At 55.6% G+C, this 24,622-nt stretch carries 17 protein-coding genes, 2 tRNA genes and 2 rRNA genes (1 of these 21 running past the window's edge); 20 read left to right on the top strand and 1 reads right to left on the bottom strand.

What is annotated here, in order from left to right:
- Positions 1-44: 44 nt before the first annotated feature.
- The 13 genes from ABGT88_RS09875 (at position 45) to ABGT88_RS09815 (ending at position 14,572) form a co-directional block, all read left to right on the top strand.
- The gene (locus ABGT88_RS09875; RefSeq protein ID WP_346701840.1) at positions 45-1,028 is read left to right on the top strand and encodes a hypothetical protein; all 984 of its coding nucleotides are present in this window, start codon (positions 45-47) and stop codon (positions 1,026-1,028) included.
- A 64-nt stretch (positions 1,029-1,092) separates the two neighbouring features.
- The gene (locus ABGT88_RS09870; RefSeq protein ID WP_346701838.1) at positions 1,093-1,851 is read left to right on the top strand and encodes an RNA methyltransferase; all 759 of its coding nucleotides are present in this window, start codon (positions 1,093-1,095) and stop codon (positions 1,849-1,851) included.
- Positions 1,852-1,854: 3 nt separating this feature from the next.
- Positions 1,855-3,228, top strand: a complete 1,374-nt coding sequence (gene radA / locus ABGT88_RS09865) for a DNA repair protein RadA (RefSeq protein WP_087409147.1) — start codon at positions 1,855-1,857, stop codon at positions 3,226-3,228.
- A gap of 15 nt (positions 3,229-3,243) precedes the next feature.
- Positions 3,244-4,815: an FAD-dependent protein gene (locus ABGT88_RS09860; protein ID WP_346701836.1), complete on the top strand. Its 1,572-nt coding sequence runs from the start codon at positions 3,244-3,246 to the stop codon at positions 4,813-4,815.
- Between the two features lie 45 nt (positions 4,816-4,860).
- On the top strand, positions 4,861-5,571 hold the full coding sequence (locus ABGT88_RS09855) for an MBL fold metallo-hydrolase (protein ID WP_087409145.1): 711 nt from the start codon (positions 4,861-4,863) through the stop codon (positions 5,569-5,571).
- A 36-nt stretch (positions 5,572-5,607) separates the two neighbouring features.
- Positions 5,608-5,988, top strand: coding sequence for a VOC family protein (locus ABGT88_RS09850; protein WP_346701833.1), 381 nt, complete (start codon positions 5,608-5,610; stop codon positions 5,986-5,988).
- A gap of 219 nt (positions 5,989-6,207) precedes the next feature.
- Positions 6,208-7,644 carry a carbon starvation CstA family protein gene (locus ABGT88_RS09845; protein ID WP_346701831.1) on the top strand — a complete coding sequence of 479 codons (1,437 nt, stop codon included), beginning with the start codon at positions 6,208-6,210 and terminating at the stop codon, positions 7,642-7,644.
- A gap of 1 nt (position 7,645) precedes the next feature.
- Positions 7,646-8,488, top strand: coding sequence for a histidinol-phosphatase (locus tag ABGT88_RS09840; protein ID WP_298663084.1), 843 nt, complete (start codon positions 7,646-7,648; stop codon positions 8,486-8,488).
- A 114-nt stretch (positions 8,489-8,602) separates the two neighbouring features.
- Complete coding sequence (gene ileS, locus ABGT88_RS09835) at positions 8,603-12,037, top strand: isoleucine--tRNA ligase (protein ID WP_346701829.1); 3,435 nt, start codon at positions 8,603-8,605, stop codon at positions 12,035-12,037.
- A 100-nt stretch (positions 12,038-12,137) separates the two neighbouring features.
- Positions 12,138-12,521 (top strand): TraR/DksA C4-type zinc finger protein, encoded by a 384-nt coding sequence (locus ABGT88_RS09830; RefSeq protein WP_025277464.1) that lies wholly within the window; start codon positions 12,138-12,140, stop codon positions 12,519-12,521.
- A gap of 168 nt (positions 12,522-12,689) precedes the next feature.
- On the top strand, positions 12,690-13,319 hold the full coding sequence (locus ABGT88_RS09825; RefSeq protein ID WP_289542780.1) for a lipoprotein signal peptidase: 630 nt from the start codon (positions 12,690-12,692) through the stop codon (positions 13,317-13,319).
- A 4-nt stretch (positions 13,320-13,323) separates the two neighbouring features.
- Positions 13,324-14,172 carry a DUF4296 domain-containing protein gene (locus ABGT88_RS09820; protein WP_087409139.1) on the top strand — a complete coding sequence of 283 codons (849 nt, stop codon included), beginning with the start codon at positions 13,324-13,326 and terminating at the stop codon, positions 14,170-14,172.
- 16 nt (positions 14,173-14,188) lie between these two features.
- On the top strand, positions 14,189-14,572 hold the full coding sequence (locus ABGT88_RS09815; RefSeq protein ID WP_346701826.1) for a hypothetical protein: 384 nt from the start codon (positions 14,189-14,191) through the stop codon (positions 14,570-14,572).
- A 227-nt stretch (positions 14,573-14,799) separates the two neighbouring features.
- On the opposite strand, the gene gdhA is transcribed toward ABGT88_RS09815, so the two are convergent.
- Positions 14,800-16,134, bottom strand: coding sequence for an NADP-specific glutamate dehydrogenase (gene gdhA, locus ABGT88_RS09810; protein WP_258327969.1), 1,335 nt, complete (start codon positions 16,132-16,134; stop codon positions 14,800-14,802).
- Between the two features lie 178 nt (positions 16,135-16,312).
- On the opposite strand from gdhA, the gene ABGT88_RS09805 reads away from it, so the two are divergent.
- The 7 genes from ABGT88_RS09805 to ABGT88_RS09775 all read left to right on the top strand — a co-directional run.
- The gene (locus tag ABGT88_RS09805) at positions 16,313-19,297 is read left to right on the top strand and encodes a PEP/pyruvate-binding domain-containing protein (RefSeq protein WP_346701824.1); all 2,985 of its coding nucleotides are present in this window, start codon (positions 16,313-16,315) and stop codon (positions 19,295-19,297) included.
- Between the two features lie 3 nt (positions 19,298-19,300).
- Positions 19,301-21,175 carry a hypothetical protein gene (locus ABGT88_RS09800; RefSeq protein WP_346701822.1) on the top strand — a complete coding sequence of 625 codons (1,875 nt, stop codon included), beginning with the start codon at positions 19,301-19,303 and terminating at the stop codon, positions 21,173-21,175.
- A gap of 15 nt (positions 21,176-21,190) precedes the next feature.
- Complete coding sequence (locus ABGT88_RS09795; RefSeq protein WP_346701820.1) at positions 21,191-21,676, top strand: pyridoxamine 5'-phosphate oxidase family protein; 486 nt, start codon at positions 21,191-21,193, stop codon at positions 21,674-21,676.
- Positions 21,677-22,041: 365 nt separating this feature from the next.
- Positions 22,042-23,573: ribosomal RNA gene (locus ABGT88_RS09790) — 16S ribosomal RNA — on the top strand.
- 119 nt (positions 23,574-23,692) lie between these two features.
- Positions 23,693-23,766 (top strand) — tRNA-Ile (locus ABGT88_RS09785).
- A gap of 67 nt (positions 23,767-23,833) precedes the next feature.
- Positions 23,834-23,907, top strand: a tRNA-Ala gene (locus tag ABGT88_RS09780).
- 98 nt (positions 23,908-24,005) lie between these two features.
- Positions 24,006-24,622, top strand: a 23S ribosomal RNA gene (locus ABGT88_RS09775); it runs 2,250 nt beyond the window's last position.
- Together the 16S and 23S rRNA genes with 2 tRNA genes alongside form the textbook arrangement of a ribosomal RNA operon.

Genomic DNA, 24,622 nt, shown 5'->3' with positions numbered 1-24,622 from the left:
CCCCACCTATTGCGCCGACGAAAGAAAATGCGTACCTTTGTTGTATGATTGAACTGGCGCGTCATATTGAATATTTGTTGCTGCACAACGACCGGGTTTCGGTGCCCGGGTTGGGTGTGTTTACGGTTACTTACCGCGAAGCTCGACTGCTGCCCGACGGGAGTTCGTTTTTGCCCCCGGTGCGGAGTATCGGGTTTCTCCCCGGCGAGACAGGCGACGACGAGCGGTTGCTCCGCTCGGTGATGCGTGCCGGTTTTCTGTCGTACGACGAGGCTCGCGAAGCCCTCGACGGCGAGGTCGGCTCCATTCGCCGGGCCATCGAGGCCGATGGCGAATATCGGTTGGGTCGGCTGGGCCGTTTCGTACAGCGCGACGGCGGGTTGAGTTTCTGTGCCGATGAGGCCAATTTTGTCGAATATCCCCGGTTCGGGTTTGCCCCGGTCGAGGTGAATCTGCTGGAAGAGCCCGAGGTCGAAAACGAAGTGGCCGTGGTCGAAGAGGCGAAGACTCCCGACCGCATCTACATTTCGTTCCCGCGTCGCACGTTGCGGGCCGTGGCTGTAGCTGCGGCGGTCATCGTCTTTCTGCTGATGCTGTCGAAGCCCGTCCATACCCCCGATACCACCGTCAACTACGCCGGTTTGCTCTCGGCCGAACTCTTCGGTACGGCCGGCGATACGGCCCAACTTCTCGACGAAGGCGACGTGCCCGACACTCGGGCCGAGTCGCAGCAAACTGCTCCTGCCGCCGAGGAGACGACGGCCATCACAGCCGATGCACCCGCTACTGCCGATACCTATTACATCATAGTTTCGTCGCTTCCCTCCAAACGATTGGCCGAGAAACAGATTGAGTGTTTCCGCCAGCAGGGCGTTGCGTGCGACCTGCACATCTATGAGACGGCGCGGAAGGCGCGGCTCTATGTGGCCTCGTTCAACGATTTCGAAGAGGCCCGTCAATACCTCTCGCAACTGGTCAAGGAGCAGCCCCTTTTTGAAAATGCCTGGATTATGAACGCCCGGGATTGAGGGGCGTGACGCGTGGGCTGGTCTCGGTCGGGGGCTCTATTGTTATCGAATTATCGGATAAGCGATGCTTAGTAAAAATCAAATCAAACGCATACAATCGCTCGCCCGTAAGAAAGGACGGCGCGACGAAGGCTGTTTCATAGCCGAGGGTCACAAACTGGTCGAGGATACCTGGGCGGCCTTCGAGTGTGACACGCTGCTGGCTACCCGCCGGTGGATCGATGCGCATGCCCGCGCGTTCGACCGGCCAGTGCAGGAGGTGACCGAGCAGGAGATGGCGAAGGTGTCGCAACTCACGACCCCCACCGACGTGATGGCCATCTACCGCATACCCCGCTATCGGCTCGATGTGGAGGCCCTGCGCCAGGAGCTGGTGCTGGCTCTCGACACCGTGCAGGACCCTGGCAATCTGGGTACAATTGTGCGCCTGGCCGACTGGTTCGGCATCCGGCACATCGTCTGCTCGCCCGAGACGGCCGACCTCTACAACCCCAAGGTGGTACAGGCCACGATGGGGGCCTTGGCCCGGGTGCGCCTTTACTATACCCCGTTGGCCGATTTTCTCGGTTCAATGGACCGCACCAGGGTCTACGGCACCTTTCTCGACGGGGTCGACCTCTATCGTTCAACCCTGACTCCCCGGGGTGTCATCGTCATGGGCAACGAGGGCAACGGCATATCGCCCGAGCTCGAGCCCTACATCGGGAGCCGTCTCTATATCCCCAGCTATCCGGCTGGACAACCTACCTCCGAATCGCTCAACGTCGCCATGGCGGCAGCCATTACCTGTGCCGAGTTTCGCCGGAGGCAAATCGTATCGTAAAATATGGCAAAGACAAAATCGGTTTACTATTGCAATAATTGCGGGGCCGAGTCGGCCAAATGGATAGGCCGTTGTCCCGTGTGTGGCGAATGGAATACCTACGTCGAGGAGGTGGTGAGCACGAAGCCTGCCGCCTCGTCGGGCAGCGGATACAGCCTCTCGGGTGAGAATCGGGTGCGTCCGCAACGCATCGACGACATACAGGTGACCGAGGAGTCGCGCATCGACCTGGGAAACGGCGAACTCAACCGGGTGCTGGGCGGCGGTCTCGTGCGCGGGTCGCTGGTGCTTATCGGCGGCGAGCCGGGCATAGGCAAGTCGACCCTTATCCTGCAAACCGTCCTGGGGCTGAAAGGCTATAAAATATTATATGTATCGGGCGAGGAGAGTGCCCGCCAGTTGAAGCTGCGCGCCGAGCGCATTGGCGGCAGTGCTCCCGACTGCTATATCGTGTGCGAGACTTCGCTCGAAGATATTTTCGTACACATCCGCAACGTCGACCCCGACATCGTGGTCATCGACTCGATACAGACCATCGCCACCACGGCCATGGAGTCGTCGCCCGGCAGTGTAGGGCAGGTGCGCGAGTGTGCCGCCTCGCTGCTGAAGTTTGCCAAGCAGACCAACACGCCGGTGCTGCTCGTGGGGCATATCAACAAAGAGGGGAGCATTGCCGGCCCCAAGGTGCTCGAGCACATAGTCGACACGGTGCTGCAGTTCGAGGGCGACCGGCATTACATGTACCGCATATTGCGCTCGATCAAAAACCGTTTCGGCAGCACGTCGGAACTGGGCATCTACGAGATGCGGCAGAACGGTTTGCGCGAAGTCTCGAACCCCTCGGAGATGCTGCTTACGCAAGACCACGAGGGGCTGAGCGGTGTAGCCATCGCCGTCACCATCGAGGGGGTGCGCCCCTTCCTGATCGAGACGCAGGCTCTGGTGAGCACCGCTGCATACGGCACGCCCCAGCGGTCGGCCACGGGTTTCGACCTGCGGCGCATGAACATGCTGTTGGCCGTGCTCGAGAAGCGGGTGGGGTTCAAACTGGCTCAGAAAGATGTATTCCTCAATATCGCGGGCGGCATCAAGGTGAACGACCCGGCCATGGACCTGGGGGTCATCAGTGCCATCCTCTCGTCGAACATGGATATGGCCATCGAGACCGGCACCTGCATGACCGGCGAGGTGGGCCTCTCGGGCGAGATACGTCCCGTCAACCGCATCGAGCAGCGCATCCTCGAGGCCGAGAAGCTGGGATTCAAACGCATGCTTATCCCGCAGAACAACATCAAGGGTTTCGACACCTCGAAGCTCTCCATCGAGTTGATTCCGGTGCGCAAGGTCGAGGAGGCCTTCCGTCAACTCTTCGGATAAAACAGAAAGAAGATTATGATTCAGGAATTGCAATTACGAATTTTGCCCGAGCAGGCTGCCAACGAACAGAATATAGCGGCCTATGTGGCTCGTGAGCAAGGAATAGATATACGCACGGTAAAGAGCGTGCGGGTGCTGAAGCGCTCGATCGACGCTCGCCAGCGCACCGTTATGGTCAATTTGAAGGTGCGCCTGTACATCAACGAGTTCCCGCAGGACGACGAGTTTCCCCGCATCGACTATGGCGATGTATCGGGTAAGCCGCAGGCAGTGGTGGTAGGAGCCGGCCCGGCCGGATTGTTTGCCGCCCTGCGTCTGATTGAACTGGGGGTGCGCCCTATCGTGGTCGAGCGGGGAAAGAACGTGCACGACCGTCGCAAGGATATTGCCCGCATCAGTCGCGAGCAGCGCATCGACCCCGAGTCGAACTACAGTTTCGGCGAGGGTGGGGCAGGTGCCTTCTCCGACGGCAAGCTCTACACCCGCAGCAAGAAGCGGGGCAACGTAGACCGCATTCTGCAAATCTTTTGCCAGCATGGCGCTTCGGTATCGATTCTCTCCGATGCTCATCCGCATATCGGCACCGACAAACTGCCCGCCGTCATCGAGCGCATGCGCAACCGCATCGTCGAGTCGGGGGGCGAAGTCCACTTCGAGACCCGCATGGATAGCCTCATAATCGAGGGCGACGAGGTGCGGGGCATCGTCACGGCCGACGGGCGGGAGTATACCGGCCCCGTCATTCTGGCCACCGGCCACTCGGCCCGCGATGTCTACTACATGCTGCACGACAAGGGGGTAGAGCTCGAGGCCAAGGGTATCGCCGTGGGTGTGCGTCTGGAACATCCCCAGCAACTCATAGACTCCATACAGTATCACAATCCACACGGCCGGGGCAAGTACCTGCCGGCTGCCGAATACAGTTTTGTCACCCAGGTGAACGGGCGGGGGGTCTACTCCTTCTGCATGTGTCCCGGCGGCTTTGTGGTGCCGGCCGCCAGCGGGCCCGAACAGATTGTGGTCAATGGCATGTCGCCTTCGACCCGCGGTTCGGTCTGGGCCAACTCGGGCATGGTGGTCGAGCTGCAGCCCGAAGATTTTGCCGACCGCTTCTCGGCCTATGGCGTGCTGGCCGGTATCAAGTTTCAGGAAGACCTCGAGCGCCAGTGCTATCTCAACGGCAACTGCAAACAGACGGCTCCCGCCCAGCGTATGACCGATTTCGTGAACCGCCGCAACTCCTACGACTTGCCTCGCTCTTCCTATTCGCCGGGGCTTATCGCCTCGCCGTTGCACTTCTGGATGCCCCCCTTCATCGTCACCCGTTTGCAGGAGGGATTCAAGTACTTCGGCAAGGTATCACACGGGTTCCTCACCCGCGAGGCGGTGATGATTGGGGTAGAGACCCGCACCTCGTCGCCGGTACGAATACCTCGCGACCGCGAGTCGATGACCCATATTCGCCTGCAAGGGCTCTATCCCTGTGGCGAAGGGGCCGGATATGCCGGCGGCATCGTGTCGGCCGCCATCGACGGCGAGCGTTGTGCCGAGGCGTTGGCCAGTAAACTTATCGGTAAACCTGCGTAACCCGCAGCGTGTTGTATATACGTTTTTCATGAAAAGTGTAAGACGATGAAACTGACCTATCTTTTTCACAGTGGCTTTTTGCTCGAGGCCGATGGCTTTGCCGTCGTTTTCGACTACTATCGCGGGGGCGAGGCCATCCTCGACGAGGTGCTTCGCCGTGGCGAGCCGCTCTATGTGCTGGTGTCGCACGAGCATCGCGACCACTACAACCCCGAGATATTGACCTGGAGCCGGCTGAACAGCCGCATCTGCTACCTGTTTCCCCGCGAGATGGACAGCCGCAGCGAGTTGGTCCATCTGCCCAACGCGGCATTTTTGAGCCGGGGCGAGTCGTTTGCCGACGAGCGGGTGCGGGTGACCGCCTTCGGGTCGACCGACCTGGGCGCCTCTTTCGAGGTCGAGACCGGCGGCCGTGTGATATTTCATGCCGGTGACCTGAACAACTGGCACTGGACGGACGAGTCGACCGAGGAGGAGGTGCGCGAAGCCGAGGCCGCCTATCGGGCCGAGCTAGACTACCTGGGGCAGACGGTGGCCCGGTTCGACGTGGCCATGTTTCCCGTCGATGCCCGGCTGGGCAGCGACTACATGCGGGGCGCCCGGCAGTTTGTCGAGCGGTTCGAGGTAGGGCTCTTCGTGCCCATGCACTTCTATCCCGCAGTCGCCAAGGCCGAAGCCTTTGCACCCATAGCCCGGCAGCACGGGGCCGACTTCGTGCTGTTGAGCCATACGGGCGACAGTGTGACTATTCAATAACTATTCTATAATCATTCTATAATTTATACTACGACTATGGAGATAAAATCGAAATTCGACCACTTCAATGTAAATGTGACCGACCTCGACCGTAGCATTGCCTTCTATCACAAGGCGTTGGGCTTTTATGAGGTAAGCCGTAAAGAGGCTGCCGACGGCTCGTTCGTGCTGGTCTATCTCTCCGACGGCGTGTCGCCCTTCCTGCTCGAACTCACCTGGTTGCGCGACCACGACCAGCCCTATGAACTGGGCGAGAACGAGAGCCACCTGTGTGTGCGGGTCGAGGGCGACTACGACCAGGTGCGGGCCTTCCACAAGGAGATGGGCTGCGTCTGCTTCGAAAACGAGGCGATGGGGCTCTACTTCATTCACGACCCCGACGACTATTGGATCGAGGTGCTCCCGGTGAAGGAGTGAATAGCGTCATAAAAACTTAGGAAGCTGTCATTCTCGCAGGAATGGCGGCTTTTTTCTTTTGAATAGGTTGTCGGAATGATAAAAAGGTTTTACCTTTGTACGATTCCATGAAAAAGAGGCGATAAAGATTTCGTTCGATTTGTATCAATGGCATTTTGAAAGAGTGCGAGATTCTTCTTTCGTGAAAGAGTATTTGACAAGCAGAAGTATATTTGTAGTATGATAACCTTTTGTATTGCCCTGTTGCTGCTGGTTGCAGGCTATTTTGTGTATGGTGCCTGGGTCGAGAAGGTGTTTGGCGTAGAGCCGAGCCGGACGACCCCCGCCTATGCTTCGACCGACGGGATTGACTATATCCCCATGCCCACGTGGAAAGTTTTCCTCATACAGTTCCTCAACATCGCCGGGCTGGGCCCTATCTTCGGGGCTATCATGGGAATCCTCTACGGTCCTTCGGCCTACCTGTGGATTGTCTTCGGTACCATCTTCGGTGGAGCCGTGCACGACTATCTGTCGGGTATGCTCTCGGTGCGGCGCAACGGCGCCAGCCTTCCCGAACTCGTAGGAGACGAACTGGGAGTGGGCATCAAGCAGGTGATGCGGGTATTCTCGCTGCTCCTGATGGTGCTTGTGGGGGCTGTCTTTGTCATCAATCCTGCCAATCTGCTCGACCTGCTCACGGGCGAAGGTACCACCACGACCCTGTGGGTTGCCATCATCTTTGGCTACTATATACTGGCTACGCTGCTGCCTATCGACAAGCTCATCGGGCGGCTCTACCCGATTTTCGGGTTTGCCCTGCTCTTTATGGCCATCGGCATCATGGTGTCGCTTTTCCTGCGCCCTGACAGTCTGCCCGAGTTTACCGAAGCCATGGCCTACACCCGGCCCGATGCCGACGTGAATCCCATATTCCCCATGATGTTCATCTCGATAGCGTGTGGAGCCATATCGGGCTTTCACGCTACCCAGTCGCCCATGATGGCCCGCTGCCTGAAAAACGAGAAGATGGGCCGCCGGGTATTCTATGGCGCCATGGTGGTCGAGGGTATCGTGGCCCTCATCTGGGCGGCTGCCGCCATCGCCTTCTTCGACGGGTCGTTTGCCGCGCTCTCCGGCTATCTGACGGGTAAGACCCCGGCCATTCTGGTCAACGACATATCGGTAGGGTGGTTGGGTACCTTCGGCGGTATTCTGGCCATGCTCGGTGTGATTGCCGCTCCCATTACTTCGGGCGATACGGCTCTGCGGTCGGCCCGGTTGATTGCGGCCGATTTCCTGCACATCTCCCAGAAGAAGATACGCAACCGGGTGCTGGTGTCGCTCCCCATCTTTGCCCTGGCCTGGCTGGTGATGATGATCGACTTCGAGGTGCTGTGGCGTTACTTCGCCTGGTGCAACCAGACGCTGGCCGTCTTCACCCTGTGGGCCCTCACCGTGTGGTTGGCCCGCGAACGCAAATGCTATTGGATTACCTTTGTCCCGGCCCTGTTTATGACCCTGGTGACGGTTACCTATATACTCTTTGCCCGCGAAGGGCTCCGGCTTCCCTACGGTGTTTCGCTGGGTGCAGCCTTTGTCGTCACGCTGGCGATAACCGTTTTGTTCGTTCGGTTCAAACGCTCGCTGCCGGGCCGTGAATCTTTAAGAAGATGATATGAATCTGTTGACCAATTATCATTCGCATTGTGAGTTTTGTGACGGGCACGCCCCCATGGCTGACTTTGTCGAGGAGGCCGTTGCCGAGGGCTTTGCCTCGTACGGCATATCGTCGCACGCCCCCTTCCCGGTGGCCAACAACTGCAACATGCACCGGGAGCGGCTGGCCGACTATCTCGATGAGTTTCATCGGCTTAAATCGCTCTATGCGTCGAAGATAGAGCTTTATGTGGGGCTCGAAATCGACTTTCTCGACGACACCTTCAACCCCTCGATTCCCTACTTTCAGGAGCTGCCGCTCGACTACCGCATCGGGTCGGTGCACTACATCGTCACCCCCGACGGAACTCCTATCGACACCGACGGCTCTCCCGACCGCTTCAGAGGCTACGTCGATACCTATTTCGGGGGCGATGTCGACGAGGCGGTGCGTCGCTTCTACCGCAGTTCGTTCCGCCTGATCGAGTTGGGCGGGTTCGACTTTCTGGGGCACCTCGACAAGATAGGGCTCAATGCCTCGCTCTATCGGCCCGGACTTGACCGTGAGGCGTGGTACCGGCAGCTGGTGAACGACTACCTCGAGGCAATCGCTTCGCGCCACCTGCTGGTCGAGGTCAACACCAAGGCCTTTGCCACGCGCGGCCGCTTCTTCCCCAACGAAGACTATTTCGAGCAGATGCACCGGATGGGCATCCGGGTAGTTGTCAACTCCGATGCACACTATCCGGCCAAAATCAATGCCGGCCGCCCCGAAGCCCTGCACGCCTTGGCCCGTGCCGGCTACACCGCCGTGTGGCAGTTGAGCCGGGGCGAGTGGGTAGAGGCTCCGCTCGACTTGTAACGGGGTCGTATGATTTTCTTTCGGAAAAGAATATAAAGCTGTTTCTTTCATGGTTACAGCTTTTTTTTGTATCTTCGTGCCGATTTTTTTAAGTAAATATTATTTCAGAAATATATGGGCAAGAAATTCACCGAATATTCTCACTTCGACCTCTCCGAAATCAACAAGGAGGTTCTGAATCAGTGGGATAAGCAAGATCTTTTTCATCAGAGTTTGGAAACCCGCGAAGGTTGTCCTTCGTTTGTATTCTACGAGGGTCCCCCCTCGGCCAACGGTATGCCGGGTATTCACCACGTAATGGCTCGCTCCATCAAGGATATTTTCTGCCGTTACAAGACCATGAAGGGATTTCAGGTGATGCGTAAGGCCGGTTGGGATACCCACGGTCTGCCCGTAGAGTTGGGTGTGGAAAAGGCGCTGGGCATTACCAAGGAAGACATCGGTAAGACCATTTCGGTGGCCGACTACAACGCTACCTGCCGCAAAGATGTGATGAAGTTTACCCGCGAGTGGGAAGACCTCACGCACCGTATGGGTTACTGGGTAGATATGAAGAACCCCTACATCACCTACGACAACCGTTATATCGAGACGCTGTGGTGGCTGCTCAAGCAACTCTACAACAAACACTACCTCTACAAGGGATACACCATTCAGCCCTATTCGCCTGCTGCCGGTACCGGCCTCAGCTCGCACGAGCTCAACCAGCCCGGTTGCTACCGCGATGTGAAGGATACAACCTGTATCGCACAATTCAAGATTCGCAATCCGCGTCCCGAGATGGCGGCTTTCGGTGAGCCCTATTTCCTGGCATGGACCACGACGCCTTGGACTTTGCCCTCCAACACGGCGCTGTGCGTAGGTCCCAATATCGACTATAATCTGGTACAGACATACAATCCCTATACCGGTGCGCCCATCAGCGTGATTGTGGCAAAGGTACTCGTGCCCACGCTCTTCAACGCCAAGGCTGCCGACCTGGAGCTCGACGCCTACAAGCCGGGCGACAAACTCATCCCCTGGAAAGTCGTAGCCGAATACAAGGGCAGCGACCTGGCCGGCATGGAGTATGAGCAACTGTTGCCGTGGGTAAATCCCGGCAAGGGCGCTTTCCGTGTAATCACGGGCGACTTTGTGACTACTGAAGACGGTACCGGTATCGTGCACATTGCACCTACGTTCGGTGCCGACGACGACCGGGTGGCTAAAGCCAGCGGCGTGCCCCCGTTGATGATGCTCGACAAGGACGGCAACCGCCGGCCTATGGTCGACATGACCGGTAAGTTCTACCTGCTCGAAGACCTCGATCCCGAGTTTGTGAAGGAGAATGTCAACGTAGAGGCTTATCGCGAGTATGCCGGCCGTTTCGTGAAGAACGCCTACGACCCGGCACTGACCGAGGACGACGCTACGCTCGACATCGACATCTGTGTGATGTTGAAGCAGACCAACAAGGTGTTCAAAATCGAGAAGCACGTACACAGCTATCCCCACTGCTGGCGTACCGACAAACCGGTGCTCTACTATCCCCTTGACAGCTGGTTCATCCGCACCACGGCTTGCCGCGACCGCATGATTGAGCTCAACAACACCATCAACTGGAAACCGCAGTCGACCGGTTCGGGCCGGTTCGGCAAATGGCTCGAGAATCTGCAGGACTGGAACCTCTCGCGCAGCCGCTACTGGGGTACCCCGTTGCCCATCTGGCGCACCGAGGACGGCAGCGAAGAGATTTGCATCGGTTCGGTCGAGGAGCTCTACAACGAAATCGAAAAGGCTATCGCCGCCGGTGTGATGACCGAGAATCCCTACAAGAAACAGGGTTTCGTACCGGGCGAATATACGGCCGAAAACTACAACAAGATAGATTTGCACCGTCCCTACGTCGACGACATCGTGCTCGTTTCGCCTTCGGGCAAACCCATGAAGCGCGAGAGCGACCTTATCGACGTGTGGTTCGACTCGGGTGCCATGCCCTATGCCCAGATACACTATCCGTTTGAGAACAAGGAGGCCTTTGACAAACGCGAGGTTTATCCCGCCGACTTCATTGCCGAGGGTGTGGACCAGACGCGTGGCTGGTTCTTCACGCTGCACGCCATCGCCGCGATGGTATTCGACAGCGTGGCCTACAAGGCCGTAGTCTCCAACGGTCTCGTGCTCGACAAGAACGGCAACAAGATGTCGAAGCGGTTGGGCAATGCCGTCGACCCCTTCAGCACCATCGAAAAATATGGTTCCGACCCGCTGCGCTGGTACATGATTACCAACTCGTCGCCGTGGGATAACCTCAAGTTCGACTTCGACGGCATCGAAGAGGTGCGCCGCAAATTCTTCGGCACCCTGTACAACACCTATTCGTTCTTTGCCCTCTATGCCAATGTCGACGGCTTCACCTTTGCCGAGCCCGAGATTCCCGTAGAGAAGCGTCCCGAGATTGACCGCTGGATTATCTCGCTGCTCAACTCGCTCATCAAGGAGGTAGACGAGCAGCTCTCGGCCTACGAGCCCACCCGTGCCGGACGTGCCATCTCCGACTTTGTAAACGACAACCTCAGCAACTGGTATGTGCGCCTGAACCGGAAACGCTTCTGGGGCGGTGCCATGACCGACGACAAGCTCTCGGCTTACCAGACCCTCTATACCTGCCTCGAGACGGTAGCCAAACTGATGGCGCCTATTGCCCCCTTCTATGCCGACCGCCTCTACACCGACCTCACTACGGCCACCGGCCGCGACAACCGTTCGGTACATCTGGCCAACTTCCCCGTAAGTTGCGACCGCTATATCGACTCGGCACTCGAGGAGCGCATGCAGATTGCCCAGAGCATGACCTCGATGGTACTGGCTTTGCGTCGTAAAGTCAACATCAAGGTGCGCCAGCCGCTCACGACCCTCATGGTGCCGGTTCTCAATCAGGACCAGCAGGCTCACATCGAGGCCGTGAAAGACCTGGTATTGAGCGAGGTGAACGTGAAGGAGATGAAGTTTGTCGACAACGCCGCCGGCATACTGGTGAAACGCGTGAAACCCGACTTCAAGAAACTGGGCCCGCGCTACGGCAAAATCATGAAGCTGCTGGCTGCTGCCATCGCCGCCATGTCGCAACCCGATATTGCCGAGTTCGAGAAGAACGGTTCGTTTACCTTCGACATCGACGGCCAGCAGGCCACCATCGAGAAGGGCGACGTAGAGGTGATTTCGGAAGATATTCCCGGCTGGCTGGTAGCCAACGAGGGGAACCTCACCGTGGCACTCGACATTACGGTGACCGACGAGTTGCGTCGCGAGGGTGTGGCCCGCGAACTGGTGAACCGCATCCAGAACATCCGCAAGACCTCGGGCTTCGATATTACCGACAAGATCGACGTCTACATCGCATCGAACGAAGAGACCGACCAGGCTGTGAAGGAGTATCGCGACTACATGTCGCGCCAGGTGCTGGCCAATACCTTCGAGATTGTCGACACGCTCTCGGGCGAGGGTGTCAGCGAGTTGGATTTCGACACCTTCAAGGTAAATATCAAAATTGTTAAATCCGTGAAATAATAGAGAGCCATAGTAATATTTCTGTTATATTTGACCTGACGTAAGGCACCCCCGGAGGGGGATGAACCGATGGAATGTGTAACTTTAACCAATAATAATTATGAGTGAAAAAACACGCTATTCCGATGCTGAGTTGGAAGAGTTTAGACAGATTATCAACGAGAAGCTCGAGAAGGCTTATCGGGATTATGATTTGCTGAAAGCCTCGATTATGAATACTGACGGTAACGATGTGACCGACACGTCGCCCACATTCAAGGTGCTGGAGGAGGGTGCAAGTACGCTTTCCAAGGAAGAGGCCGGACAGTTGGCTCAACGTCAGATGAAATTTATACAACATTTGCAGGCTGCACTCGTGCGCATCGAGAACAAGACCTATGGTATCTGCCGCGAAACCGGCAAGCTGATTCCCAAAGAGAGACTCCGGGCTGTTCCTCATGCCACGCTGGGCATAGATGCGAAGGTAGATGGACGCAAAAAATAAGTGGGCCGCGCTTTTGCCTGTCGGCTCCCTGCGGGAAGCCGCGGGACGGTATGCCCGTTTTACGAAACTTATCGAAGCGATATGCTGATACAATTCGACCTTCGGTCGCTCTTCTCGCCGTAGAAAAGCACGAAGGTCGAATCTGTTTTTTTGAAAAAGAGAGAAAAGATGAAGAAATTGACCAAAGGCCAGATTGCCCTCGTGGTGATTGTGCTTGTACTCATTATCGACCAGGTCGTGAAGATATGGGTGAAAACCCATATGTATATAGGCCAGGCCATTCATGTGACCGACTGGTTCTACATTGCCTTTATCGAGAACAACGGTATGGCGTTCGGTATGGAGGTGGGTAGCAAACTGTTCCTTACGCTGTTCCGCATCGTAGCTGTCGTGTTGCTGGTGTGGGTCTTGTGGCGGGTGAAGAACAAGCCGCAGATGCCCACGGGCTTTATTGTCTGTCTGGCCCTGATTATCGCCGGAGCGGCCGGCAACATATTCGACTGTCTGTTCTACGGGCTGTTGTTCGACAATCCCATACCGCCGATGGTGGCCTCGTTTGTCCCGGGCGAGGGGTATGCCGGGCTCTTCTACGGGCGTGTGGTCGATATGCTCTATTTCCCGCTCTTCAGTTTCTACTGGCCCGACTGGATGCCCTGGATCGGCGGGGAGCGTTTCGAGTTCTTCCGCCCGGTCTTCAACATAGCCGACTCGGCCATCTCGGTCGGTGTCGTATGTCTCATTCTGTTTTATCACCGCTATCTCTCTACCGACCACAAGAAGGAGGCCAAACCGCAGTAACGATATGAGAAAGCTGGTATATCTCGTCATGGCGCTTTTCGTGCTGGCTGCCTGCAGTCACGACCCCGACTATGTAATCGGAAAAAAGAAGATGGTCGATGTGCTGGTCGACGTGCACAAGGCCGAGGCCGTAATCGAATCGAACTACAACCTGTACAGCAGCAATGCCGACAAGAAGAAGTTGCGCGAGGCGGTTTTCTTGAAGCACGGCATCACGCAGGAGCAGTTCGATACCAACCTGGTGTGGTACGGGCATCATATCGAAGATTACATGGCGATATACGAGCAGGTGATAGAACGGCTCCAGACCGAGAACGACGAGGCCAAGAAACTGCTGGCCGAGGAGAACTCGCAGACCATGTCGCAACCCGGCGACAGTGTGGATGTGTGGAAACAGAAGCGGGCTCATGTATTCGATACGCGACAGGCCTCCAATCTGCTCGCTTTCGAAATCGTGCCCGACGAGAACTTCCGCATTCGCGACTACTTCGAGTTGCGGTTCAAGGTGCTTTTCATGCCCCGTTTGGCGGTGAAGCCGCAGGTCTACATGGCCATACGGCACAGCAACAACGATATTGTCTACAATCAGGTCGATGTCGATCGGGAGGGGTGGTGCACGCTGCCGTTGCAGTCCGACTCCGTGGCCTCGTTGCAGCGCCTCTTCGGATATGTCGTGTTACCCGTTCAGCCGGTACCGTCGGCTATGTATGTCGACAGTCTGTCGCTCATCCGGCGCCACTACAACAACCGCATTCCGGCGGTAAGCGGGCAGAAGTCGCTGCCCGAACGACCCGTCGAAAACAAGTCGGGGAATCGTGCACCGATAAGAAAATTAGGAAACTTGAAAAAATAGCTCCAGATTAGCAATTATGAAAAAAGGATTCTTCTCACATCAGTTATGTTACAGACGCTCTCTGTTGAACAAGCATATTCTCTACCTGACCATAGACAATAGGGTAGACAACATATTGCCATTTCAGCGCGAGGTGTCGTTGACCACTTTTTGTGAAGGAGTGCTTTTTGTCGTTTCGCTCGATTTTGAATCTGAGAAGGATGAGTTTTGCCGCACCATACGCGAGCAGTTGGAGGCTAACCGGTTGCTTACCGTGGGCGAAGCCATCATTCAGAATCCCGTCTATTTGCGCCACATGGCCGACGATGTGCGGCCGTGCAGTCTCTATACCATCACCTCCATCAGTTGGGCTACGGCTCGGTTGCGCGACGACCGTCTCGATTTGGTGAAGGTGCTCTGAGCGAACTGCGGCTTCGATGTGTCGGCTTTCACTGGTCGATGGAGCAGGAGGGGTACCCCCGTTTCACGGGCGTGGTCTCCAAGGCTTCTGTTCGGTGCGGATTATCTGCAGGTGGCGATACCATTGTGCGCAATACAAGTACAGAAACAAAAATAGGAAGATAAAAAGAGAGCGGCCCCCGTGTGGGGTCGCTCTCTCTGTATAGATAGGTTTGTCGGTTTCCTTGATTAGATGACACCTTGAGCCATCATGGCTTTGGCCACCTTCATAAAGCCGGCGATGTTGGCGCCCTTCATGTAGTTGATGTAGCCGTCGGGTTCGGTACCGTATTTCACGCATTGGGCGTGGATGTCGCTCATGATCGTGTGCAGGCGTTGGTCAACCTCCTCGGCCGTCCACGAAATGTGCATGGCGTTTTGAGTCATCTCCAGACCCGAGGTAGCTACGCCGCCGGCGTTGACAGCCTTGCCCGGACCGTACATGATACGGTGTTTGATGAAGAGGTCGATAGCCTCGGGACGGCAACCCATGTTCGAAATTTCGCCCACGCAGATGACGCCGTTCTCGATCAGTTTCTTGGCATCCTCTTCGTCAAGTTCGTTCTGGGTAGCGCAAGGCAAAGCGATGTCGACCTTCTGTTCCCAGGGACGTTTGCCGGGGAAGAATTGCACGCCGTATTTCTCGGCATAGGGAGCTACGATGTCTTCGCCCGAAGCACGCAACTCGAGCATGTAGTCGATCTTCTCGCCCGAGATTCCGTCGGGGTCATATACATAACCGTCGGGGCCCGATATGGTAACCACCTTGGCGCCCAGTTGGGTAGCTTTCGAAGCAGCACCCCAGGCCACGTTGCCGAAGCCGCTGATGGCGATGCGTTTGCCGGCGATGTCGATACCCTTGGTAGCCAACATCTGTTTTACGAAGTAGAGACCTCCGTAACCGGTAGCCTCGGGACGGATGAGCGAACCGCCGAATTCGAGGCCCTTGCCCGTGAATGTACCGGTGTGCTCGTGGGTGAGTTTCTTGTACATGCCGAACATGTAGCCCACCTCGCGGCCGCCTACGCCTATATCGCCGGCCGGTACGTCGGTGTCGGGGCCCAGATGGCGCCACAACTCCAGCATGAAGGCCTGGCAGAAGCGCATGACCTCAGCGTCGGATTTGCCGCGCGGACTGAAGTCCGAACCACCTTTGGCACCGCCCATGGGCAGCGTGGTAAGTGCATTTTTGAAAGTTTGCTCGAATCCGAGGAATTTCAATATAGAGAGGTTTACCGATGCGTGGAATCGAATGCCGCCTTTGTACGGGCCGATGGCATTGTTGAATTGTACGCGGTAGCCCAGGTTTACCTGTATGTCGCCGTTATCGTCTACCCAGGGTACTTTGAAGGTAACGATTCGGTCGGGTTCGACAAGCCGCTCGATCAGTTTGGCTTTTTCGAACTCGGGGTGTTGGTTGTATACCTCTTCGATAGAGAGTAACACCTCGTGTACCGCTTGTAAATACTCCGACTCACCGGGGTGCTTTGCCTCCAATGATGTCATGATGTGCTCGATGTTCATAGTCGCGATATTGTTAAGTTAAATTCTTGGTTGGGTACCTCCTTGGGAGAGATACTCGTTTCTCTTATTGCAAATGTACATAATTCTATGGATAAAAAAATTTTTTTTACTACTTTTGAACAATTAAATCGTAAAAAAGTGGAATGGCATTTTGTAAGCCAAAATCGACAATAGAACAATGAATCGGCCAAATATAAATCAATTATACTTGAAAGATACCTCTTTTGCTAACTTAATGCAAAAAAGGGTCTTCAATGTCTTACTTGTTGCGAGCCGTTACGACGCCTTTATCATGGAGGAAGACGGGCGGGTCGAAGAGCAGATTTACTTCGAATATGTGTCGCTGAACCTGAGTTCTCCCCCGCGGGTGAAGCAGGTGACGACCAACGAAGAGGCCTTCGAAGAGCTGGCCATGAAGCGCTACGACCTCATCATTACCATGCCGGGGGTCGACTGTTCCGAGACCTTCACCCAGGCCAAGGCCATGAAGCGCCTCTATCCTTATATACCTATTGTGGTGCTCACCCCCTTCTCGCACGAGGTGTCGAGGCGCATTGCCAAGGAAGACCTGAGCGGTGTTGACTACGTGTTCAGCTGGTTGGGCAACGTAGACCTGCTGGTGGCTATCATCAAGCTCATCGAAGACAAGATGAATGCCGAGGTCGACATCACCTCGGTGGGGGTGCAGCTCATTCTGCTGGTCGAGGACTCCATCCGGTTCTACTCCTCCATATTGCCCCACCTCTATAACTTTGTGCTGAAGCAGTCGCAGATATTCTCGACCGAGGCGCTGAACGAGCACGAGCGCATGTTGCGCATGCGGGGGCGCCCCAAGGTGATGCTGGCCCGTACCTACGAGGAGGCCATGCAGATTTACGAGAAATACTCGGGCAATATGCTGGGCATCATCTCCGACGTGTCGTTTATCCGGGCCGGGGTGAAAGACAAGAAGGCCGGCATCAAGTTCTGCTCCTATGTACGCTCGTGCGACCCCTATCTGCCGCTTATCATCGAGTCGTCGGAGTGGGAGAACCACAAGGATGCCATTCGGCTGAACGCCTCGTTCCTCGACAAGAACTCCAAGAAACTGCCGGTCGATTTGCGGAAGACGATTCTGAAAAATTTCGGTTTTGGCGACTTCACCTTTATCAACCCCCACACGGGCGAACCGATTGTCACCATCAAGAATCTCAAGGACCTGCAGGACAATATCGACATCATCCCCGACGAGTCGCTCTACTACCACGCGTCGCGCAACCACATATCGCGCTGGCTCTATTCGCGGGCCATATTCCCTATGGCCGAGGCGTTGCAGCCGCGCCGCATTACCGACCTGAGCGAGATTTCCGAAATCAGGCAGCTCATCTTCGACGCCATCGTGCAGTACCGCAAGATGAAGAACCGGGGGGTCGTGGCCATCTTCAAGCGCGACCGTTTCGACAAGTACTCCAACTTTGCCCGCATCGGCGAAGGATCGTTGGGTGGTAAGGGGCGTGGTCTGGCCTTTATCGACGCCATGATCAAGCGAAACCCCATCTTCGACGACATCGAGGGGGTGAATGTGACGGTGCCCAAGACCGTGGTGCTCTGTACCGATATATTCGACACTTTTATGGAGAGCAACAACCTCTATCAGGTGGCGCTCTCCGATATACCCGACGAAGAGATTCTGGAGCAGTTTCTCAAGGCCAAACTCTCCGATGAGTTGAAGCCCGACCTGCTGGCCTTCTTCGACGTGGTGGGCAAACCTATTGCCGTGCGTTCGTCGAGCCTGCTCGAAGATTCGCACTATCAACCCTTCGCCGGCATCTATTCGACCTACATGATTCCGGCTCTCGACGACAAGGAGGAGATGCTGCGGCTGGTGCTCGACGCCGTGAAAGCCGTCTACGCCTCGGTATTCTATGCCGACAGCAAGGCCTATATGACGGCCACCTCCAACGTCATCGACCAGGAGAAGATGGCCATCATTTTGCAAGAGGTGGTGGGCAACCAGTATGGCGACCGCTATTACCCGTCGTTTGCCGGGGTAGGGCGCTCGATCAACTACTATCCCATCAACGACGAGAAGGCCGAGGATGGCGTGGTCGATTTGGCTGTCGGTCTGGGCAAATACATTGTCGACGGCGGCCGCAGTCTGCGCTTCTCGCCCCGGCACCCTAACAAGATATTGCAAACCAGCACCCTCGACCTGGCGCTGCGCGATACACAGACTCGCTTTTATGCGCTGGACATGAAGCGGAGCGAAAAGAATTTCTCGATTGACGACGGCTTCAATCTGCTCAAACTCTCGGTGCGCGATGCTGAGAAGGATAACTCGCTGCGGCTGATGGTTTCGACTTACGACCCGATGGACCAGATTATTCGCGACGGCTATTACGAGGGTGGCCGCAAGGTGGTTACCTTCGCCAATATACTCAAGCACAATGCTTTTCCTCTGGCAACCATTCTCGATACGATGCTCACGGTGGGCAGTCGCGAGATGGGACGCCCGGTCGAAATCGAGTTTGCCGGACTGCTCGGTACGAGCGGGAATCCGGGTACGGTCTATTGGTTGCAGATACGGCCTATTGTCGACATGAAGGAGATGCTCAACGATAACGTGATGGATGTACCCGACGAAAAGACCATTTTGAAGAGCAATACCGCTCTGGGGCACGGCATCATGGACAACGTGCGTCATATCGTGTATGTGAAGTCGCAAAACTTCAAGGCTTCAAATAATGTCAATATAGCAAGAGAAATCGAGAAAATAAATCGTACCTTTACCGAGCGGGAAGAGTATTACATCTTGATAGGTCCTGGCCGGTGGGGCTCGAGCGACTCGTCGCTGGGTATTCCGGTCAAGTGGCCCCACATCTCGTCGGCACGGCTCATTGTCGAGTCGGCGCTCGATAACTATCGGATAGAACCGAGTCAAGGCACTCACTTCTTCCAGAATCTCACCTCGTTTGGGGTGGGCTATTTCACAGTCAACTCGTTTGCCGGCGATGGCTATTACGACGAGGCCTATCTCGACAGTCTGCCGGCGGTGTACGAATCGGCATCTTTGAGAATAGTGGAGTTTGAGAAACCTGTATTGATAGAGATTAACGGACGAAAGGGCAAGGGGCTGGTCACGAAACCGGGTCTGGACCTGAATGAAAATAAAAAAGAAGAATAAGTTATGTCGATATTTAAGAAAATGGGGAGAGCCTTGGGCTTCTCTGGCGAAGACGATGAAATGGAGTCGCAGCCCTATACGGCCGAAAACATTACGAATGCTTGTGTTCGTGAGCGGGAGTCGCAAGGTGAGCACGCCGAGTCGGCCGCTCCGGCAGAGCCGTCGCATAATACCGAGGTGCCCCGGTCCGAAGAGTCGGGCGAAATACAGTTGCCCGATACCATGCTCGAGGTGATGGTCGAGATGCTCAACCGCTCGTTGCCCGAGTATGTCGTGGCCGCTCTCGATAAGGATGCCGAGAAAAAATACCTCTTCGAGCAGCTCGACGAGCCGTTCAAAAAGTTCGTGGCCGATGTCAATGCCCGTTCTCGCGAGTGGGTTGTCCGCAAGTGGGAGAACAAGCACAAGGCGTTGATGAAGGAGGTCGAGGAGGCTCGGGTCAAGGTGAAGGAGCTCGAGGAGCAGCGCAATGCCATGCAGAGCGCTCAGTTGAGTGCCGAGCGGCAGAAACGCGCCGTGACCGACAAGGTGCACGAGCTGGAGGCCCGTATCGCCACACTCGAAGCCGAGCGCGAGCAGTTCGATCTCGAGAACAAGAGTCTGGTCAATAAGCTGAAGGTCTCGACCGTCCATCAGGAAGAGGTCGACGCTGCCTATGCCGAGGTGGCCCAGTTGAGAGAAGAGCTGAAGAAACAGACCGGCAATTCGGCCGAAGCCGAGCAGCTCCGCAACGATTTGCAGCAGGCTCAGGTCGATTTGGCCGAAGCCCGAGAAAAGGAGCAGGAGGCGACGGTTCAGCTCGAGAAGGCTCGCGAAGAATTGGCCCGTCAGGAAGAGAAGATGGCTCAGTTGGTCAAACAGATAGAGACGCTCGAAGCCGACCTGGCCGAAGCCCGAGAAAAGGAACAGGAGGCGAAGGCTCAACTCGAGACGGTTCGCAAAGAGTTGGCCCGGCAAGACGAGATGATAGCTCAACAGACCAAACAGATAGAGGTCCTCGAAGCCGATTTAACCGAAGCGCGCAATGGCCTGAAGGTGGTCGACGAAGTCGAGGCCAAGCTCAAGCAGTTTGAGCAGGTCAAAGCCTCGAAAGACGACCGTATAGCGCAACTCTCCAAAACCGTACAGGAGTTGGGCGAGGCAAATGCCCGGTTGCAAACCCGGCTGGGCGAGATGGCGCAGCGCAACGAGCGGCTGGAGAGTCGGGCCCAGGAGGCTGCAACTCGACAGAGCGAACTCGATACCTTGAAAGCCGATTTGGAGAGTGCCAATGCTCTGGTAGCAGCCTTGCGCAACCAGCGTCAGGAGCTGTTGTCGCAGATGGAGGCCCTTCAGGCGGCAAAGCTCCTCGAGGAAAAGCCAGTGCCGACAGTCGATGTACCGCCTGTTGTGGAGAAACCAGAGCCTACGGTAATCAGTTTCGATACTCCGCAAAGCGATGAGCCCGAGGTTGAACCTGTCCCCGCAGTAGAACCGGTTTCCGAGCAGCCGGCCGAGTCTGTACCCGAATCGTTGCTGGAGACGGCTCCGCAATCCGATACACCTGTGCAACCGGAACAGCCCGAAGCTCCCCGGCAAGAGTCGGAACCCGAGCCCGAGGAGGAGCCTGCACAGCCGGTCGAGAAGCCGAAACCTGCCAGGAAATCCCGGCGCAAGCCCAAAGCGCCCGAGAAGGTCGAGGTCGACTCTGTCGACGACGATTTTCCGGGGCTCGACAGCTTTGGCGATAATTGGCTGATACCTACTCGGCCCGATACCCCCGAGATGATTGCCAAGCGCAAGGAAGAAGAGAAGAAGAGACGCGAAGCCGAAGAGCAGGCTGCGATGGAGCAAAAGAAGTCGCATCAGGTCGACCCTTCGCAAATGACCCTTTGGTAATAATACGGCAAACAGATGATTTACGACAACACCATGGTCCGTCGGCAAGATCGCTTGCTCGACGAACCTCGTGCCTGTGAGCTCTTGCAGAAAGGCGAGTATGGGCTCCTTTCTCTGGTCGATCTCCAGGGTAACCCCTATGGCATCCCCATCAATTATGTGTGGGATGGGCACGACCACATCTATTTGCACTGTGCTCCCGAAGGGAAAAAACTCAACTGCATCAAGCTGCATCGCGAGGCTTCGTTTTGTGTCGTAGGCCGCACGCATGTCGTGTCCGACAAGTTTACGACCGGCTACGAGAGTATAGTTGTCAAGTGTCGGGCACAAATCGGACTCTCGGCCGATGAGCGTCGACATGCCCTCCGGCTTTTCTTGGATAAGTATTCGCCCGACGATAAGGAAGTTGGGTTGAAGTATGCCGAGAAATCGTTTCATCGGACCGAAATCATCCGCCTCGACATCCAGGAGTTTAGCGGTAAACAGAAAAAAGTCGACTGACTCTTGCACTCTATACTCTATAAGTAGAGGAAAAAGGGTAGGGATATGTCCGGCTGTTTGCCGGGAGCTGGCAAAAACCTTCAAAAAAAAAAATTTTTGTAAGGTGCAGATCAATAGGTGATTGATGGCATCCTTGAAAAAATTTTGAAAAAAAGTTGCTGAAAAATTTGGAAGGGAAAAGAAAAAGGGTGTATCTTTGCATCACTTTCGCCGCGAGAAAGGGCCGAAAAGACCTGACTCGGAAAGACGAAATAAAGTTCATTGACAAGACTGAAAAGAAGCAAGTGTAGTACAAGAGAAAAGAGAGAACGAAGTCAATTCGGCCGGGAGTCCTTCGAAGGTATAAAATAAGAAAAACAAGATATACAACGAAGAGTTTGATCCTGGCTCAGGATGAACGCTAGCGACAGGCCTAACACATGCAAGTCGAGGGGCAGCGCGGAGGTAGCAATACTTCTGGCGGCGACCGGCGCACGGGTGAGTAACACGTATGCAATCTGCCTGTAACAGGGGGATAACCCGGAGAAATCCGGCCTAATACCCCATAACGACGAGATCTCGCATGGGGATTCGTCTAAAGAGAGCAATCTTGGTTACAGATGAGCATGCGGTCCATTAGCCAGTTGGCGGGGTAACGGCCCACCAAAGCGACGATGGATAGGGGTTCTGAGAGGAAGGTCCCCCACATTGGAACTGAGACACGGTCCAAACTCCTACGGGAGGCAGCAGTGAGGAATATTGGTCAATGGTCGGCAGACTGAACCAGCCAAGTCGCGTGAAGGAAGACGGCCCTAAGGGTTGTAAACTTCTTTTGTCGGAGAGTAAAGGTCTTCACGAGTGGAGATTTGCAAGTATCCGAAGAAAAAGCATCGGCTAACTCCGTGCCAGCAGCCGCGGTAATACGGAGGATGCGAGCGTTATCCGGATTTATTGGGTTTAAAGGGTGCGTAGGCGGCATGACAAGTCAGCGGTGAAATGCCCGGGCTTAACCCGGGAGCTGCCGTTGAAACTGTCGAGCTAGCGTGCACAAGAGGTAGGCGGAATGCGTGGTGTAGCGGTGAAATGCATAGATATCACGCAGAACCCCGATTGCGAAGGCAGCCTACTAGGGTGCAACGGACGCTGAAGCACGAAAGCGTGGGTATCGAACAGGATTAGATACCCTGGTAGTCCACGCAGTAAACGATGAATACTAACTGTTTGCGATATAATGTAAGTGGTACAGCGAAAGCGTTAAGTATTCCACCTGGGGAGTACGCCGGCAACGGTGAAACTCAAAGGAATTGACGGGGGCCCGCACAAGCGGAGGAACATGTGGTTTAATTCGATGATACGCGAGGAACCTTACCCGGGCTCAAACGCAGGGGGAATATGGGTGAAAGCCCATAGTCGGCAACGGCCGCCTGCGAGGTGCTGCATGGTTGTCGTCAGCTCGTGCCGTGAGGTGTCGGCTTAAGTGCCATAACGAGCGCAACCCCTATTGACAGTTACTAACGGGTCAGGCCGAGGACTCTGTCGAGACTGCCGGCGCAAGCCGCGAGGAAGGTGGGGATGACGTCAAATCAGCACGGCCCTTACGTCCGGGGCGACACACGTGTTACAATGGCAGGTACAGAAGGCAGCCAACCAGCAATGGTGAGCGAATCCCAAAAACCTGTCTCAGTTCGGATTGGAGTCTGCAACTCGACTCCATGAAGCTGGATTCGCTAGTAATCGCGCATCAGCCATGGCGCGGTGAATACGTTCCCGGGCCTTGTACACACCGCCCGTCAAGCCATGGAAGCCGGGAGTACCTGAAGCATGCAACCGCAAGGAGCGTACGAAGGTAATACCGGTAACTGGGGCTAAGTCGTAACAAGGTAGCCGTACCGGAAGGTGCGGCTGGAACACCTCCTTTCTGGAGAAGAGACACCAAAAAGAGGCCGAAGAGAAAGGTTCTCGACTCTTGAACGCACTGCTTCTTTTCATTCATATATAAAAGGAAACAGAGACACCCGCCAGGGCACGATTTGAGACAGTCCTATAGCTCAGTTGGTTAGAGCGCTACACTGATAATGTAGAGGTCGGCAGTTCAAATCTGCCTGGGACTACACCGACTCTCAAGCGAAAGCAACCGAAAAGGAAGCTGAACAGAAAGAAGAGAGTAAAGTGGTAGCGGGGGGATTAGCTCAGCTGGCTAGAGCACCTGCTTTGCAAGCAGGGGGTCAACGGTTCGAATCCGTTATTCTCCACAGAAGATCCTTGACATGTTGGAAAAAAAGAGAACAAGAGCACGAAGCAAACCATATCAACCCAAAACGACAGCTCTTCATTAGTGAAGAGAAGCCGCAAGAAAGTAAGAAAGGGCGCATGGGGGATGCCTAGGCTCTCGGAGGCGAAGAAGGACGTGATAAGCTGCGAAAAGTTACGGAGAGGCGCAAATAGCCCGTGACCCGTAAATCTCCGAATGGGGCAACCCAGTCAGCAATGACTATACCGCATGGCGGTAGGCAAACGCGGGGAACTGAAACATCTAAGTACCCGCAGGAAGAGAAAATAACAATGATTCCGCAAGTAGTGGCGAGCGAACGCGGAAGAGCCCAAACCGACGATGTTACGGCACCGTCGGGGTAGAAGGATCCATGACAAAGACAAGACCGAGCATAGCAGAATACGATGGAAATCGTAGCCATAGAGGGTGACAGTCCCGTAAGCGAAATGCGAAGGAAGTCGAATGGACACCTGAGTAACCCAGGACACGAGAAATCCGGGGCGAATCTGCGGGGACCATCCCGTAAGGCTAAATACTCCCGAGAGACCGATAGCGAACCAGTACTGTGAAGGAAAGGTGAAAAGAACCTCGAACAGAGGAGTGAAAAAGACCCTGAAACCATGCGCCTACAAGCGGTCGGAGCACGAAAGTGTGACGGCGTGCCTTTTGCATAATGAACCTACGAGTTACTGTTG

Origin of the sequence: Barnesiella sp. An22 (assembly GCF_963931395.1) — a bacterium.
Taxonomy (GTDB): Bacteria; Bacteroidota; Bacteroidia; order Bacteroidales; family Barnesiellaceae; genus Barnesiella; species Barnesiella merdigallinarum.
Note: the sequence above shows the minus strand (reverse complement) of the source record. Positions and strands in the feature narration are given on the sequence as shown.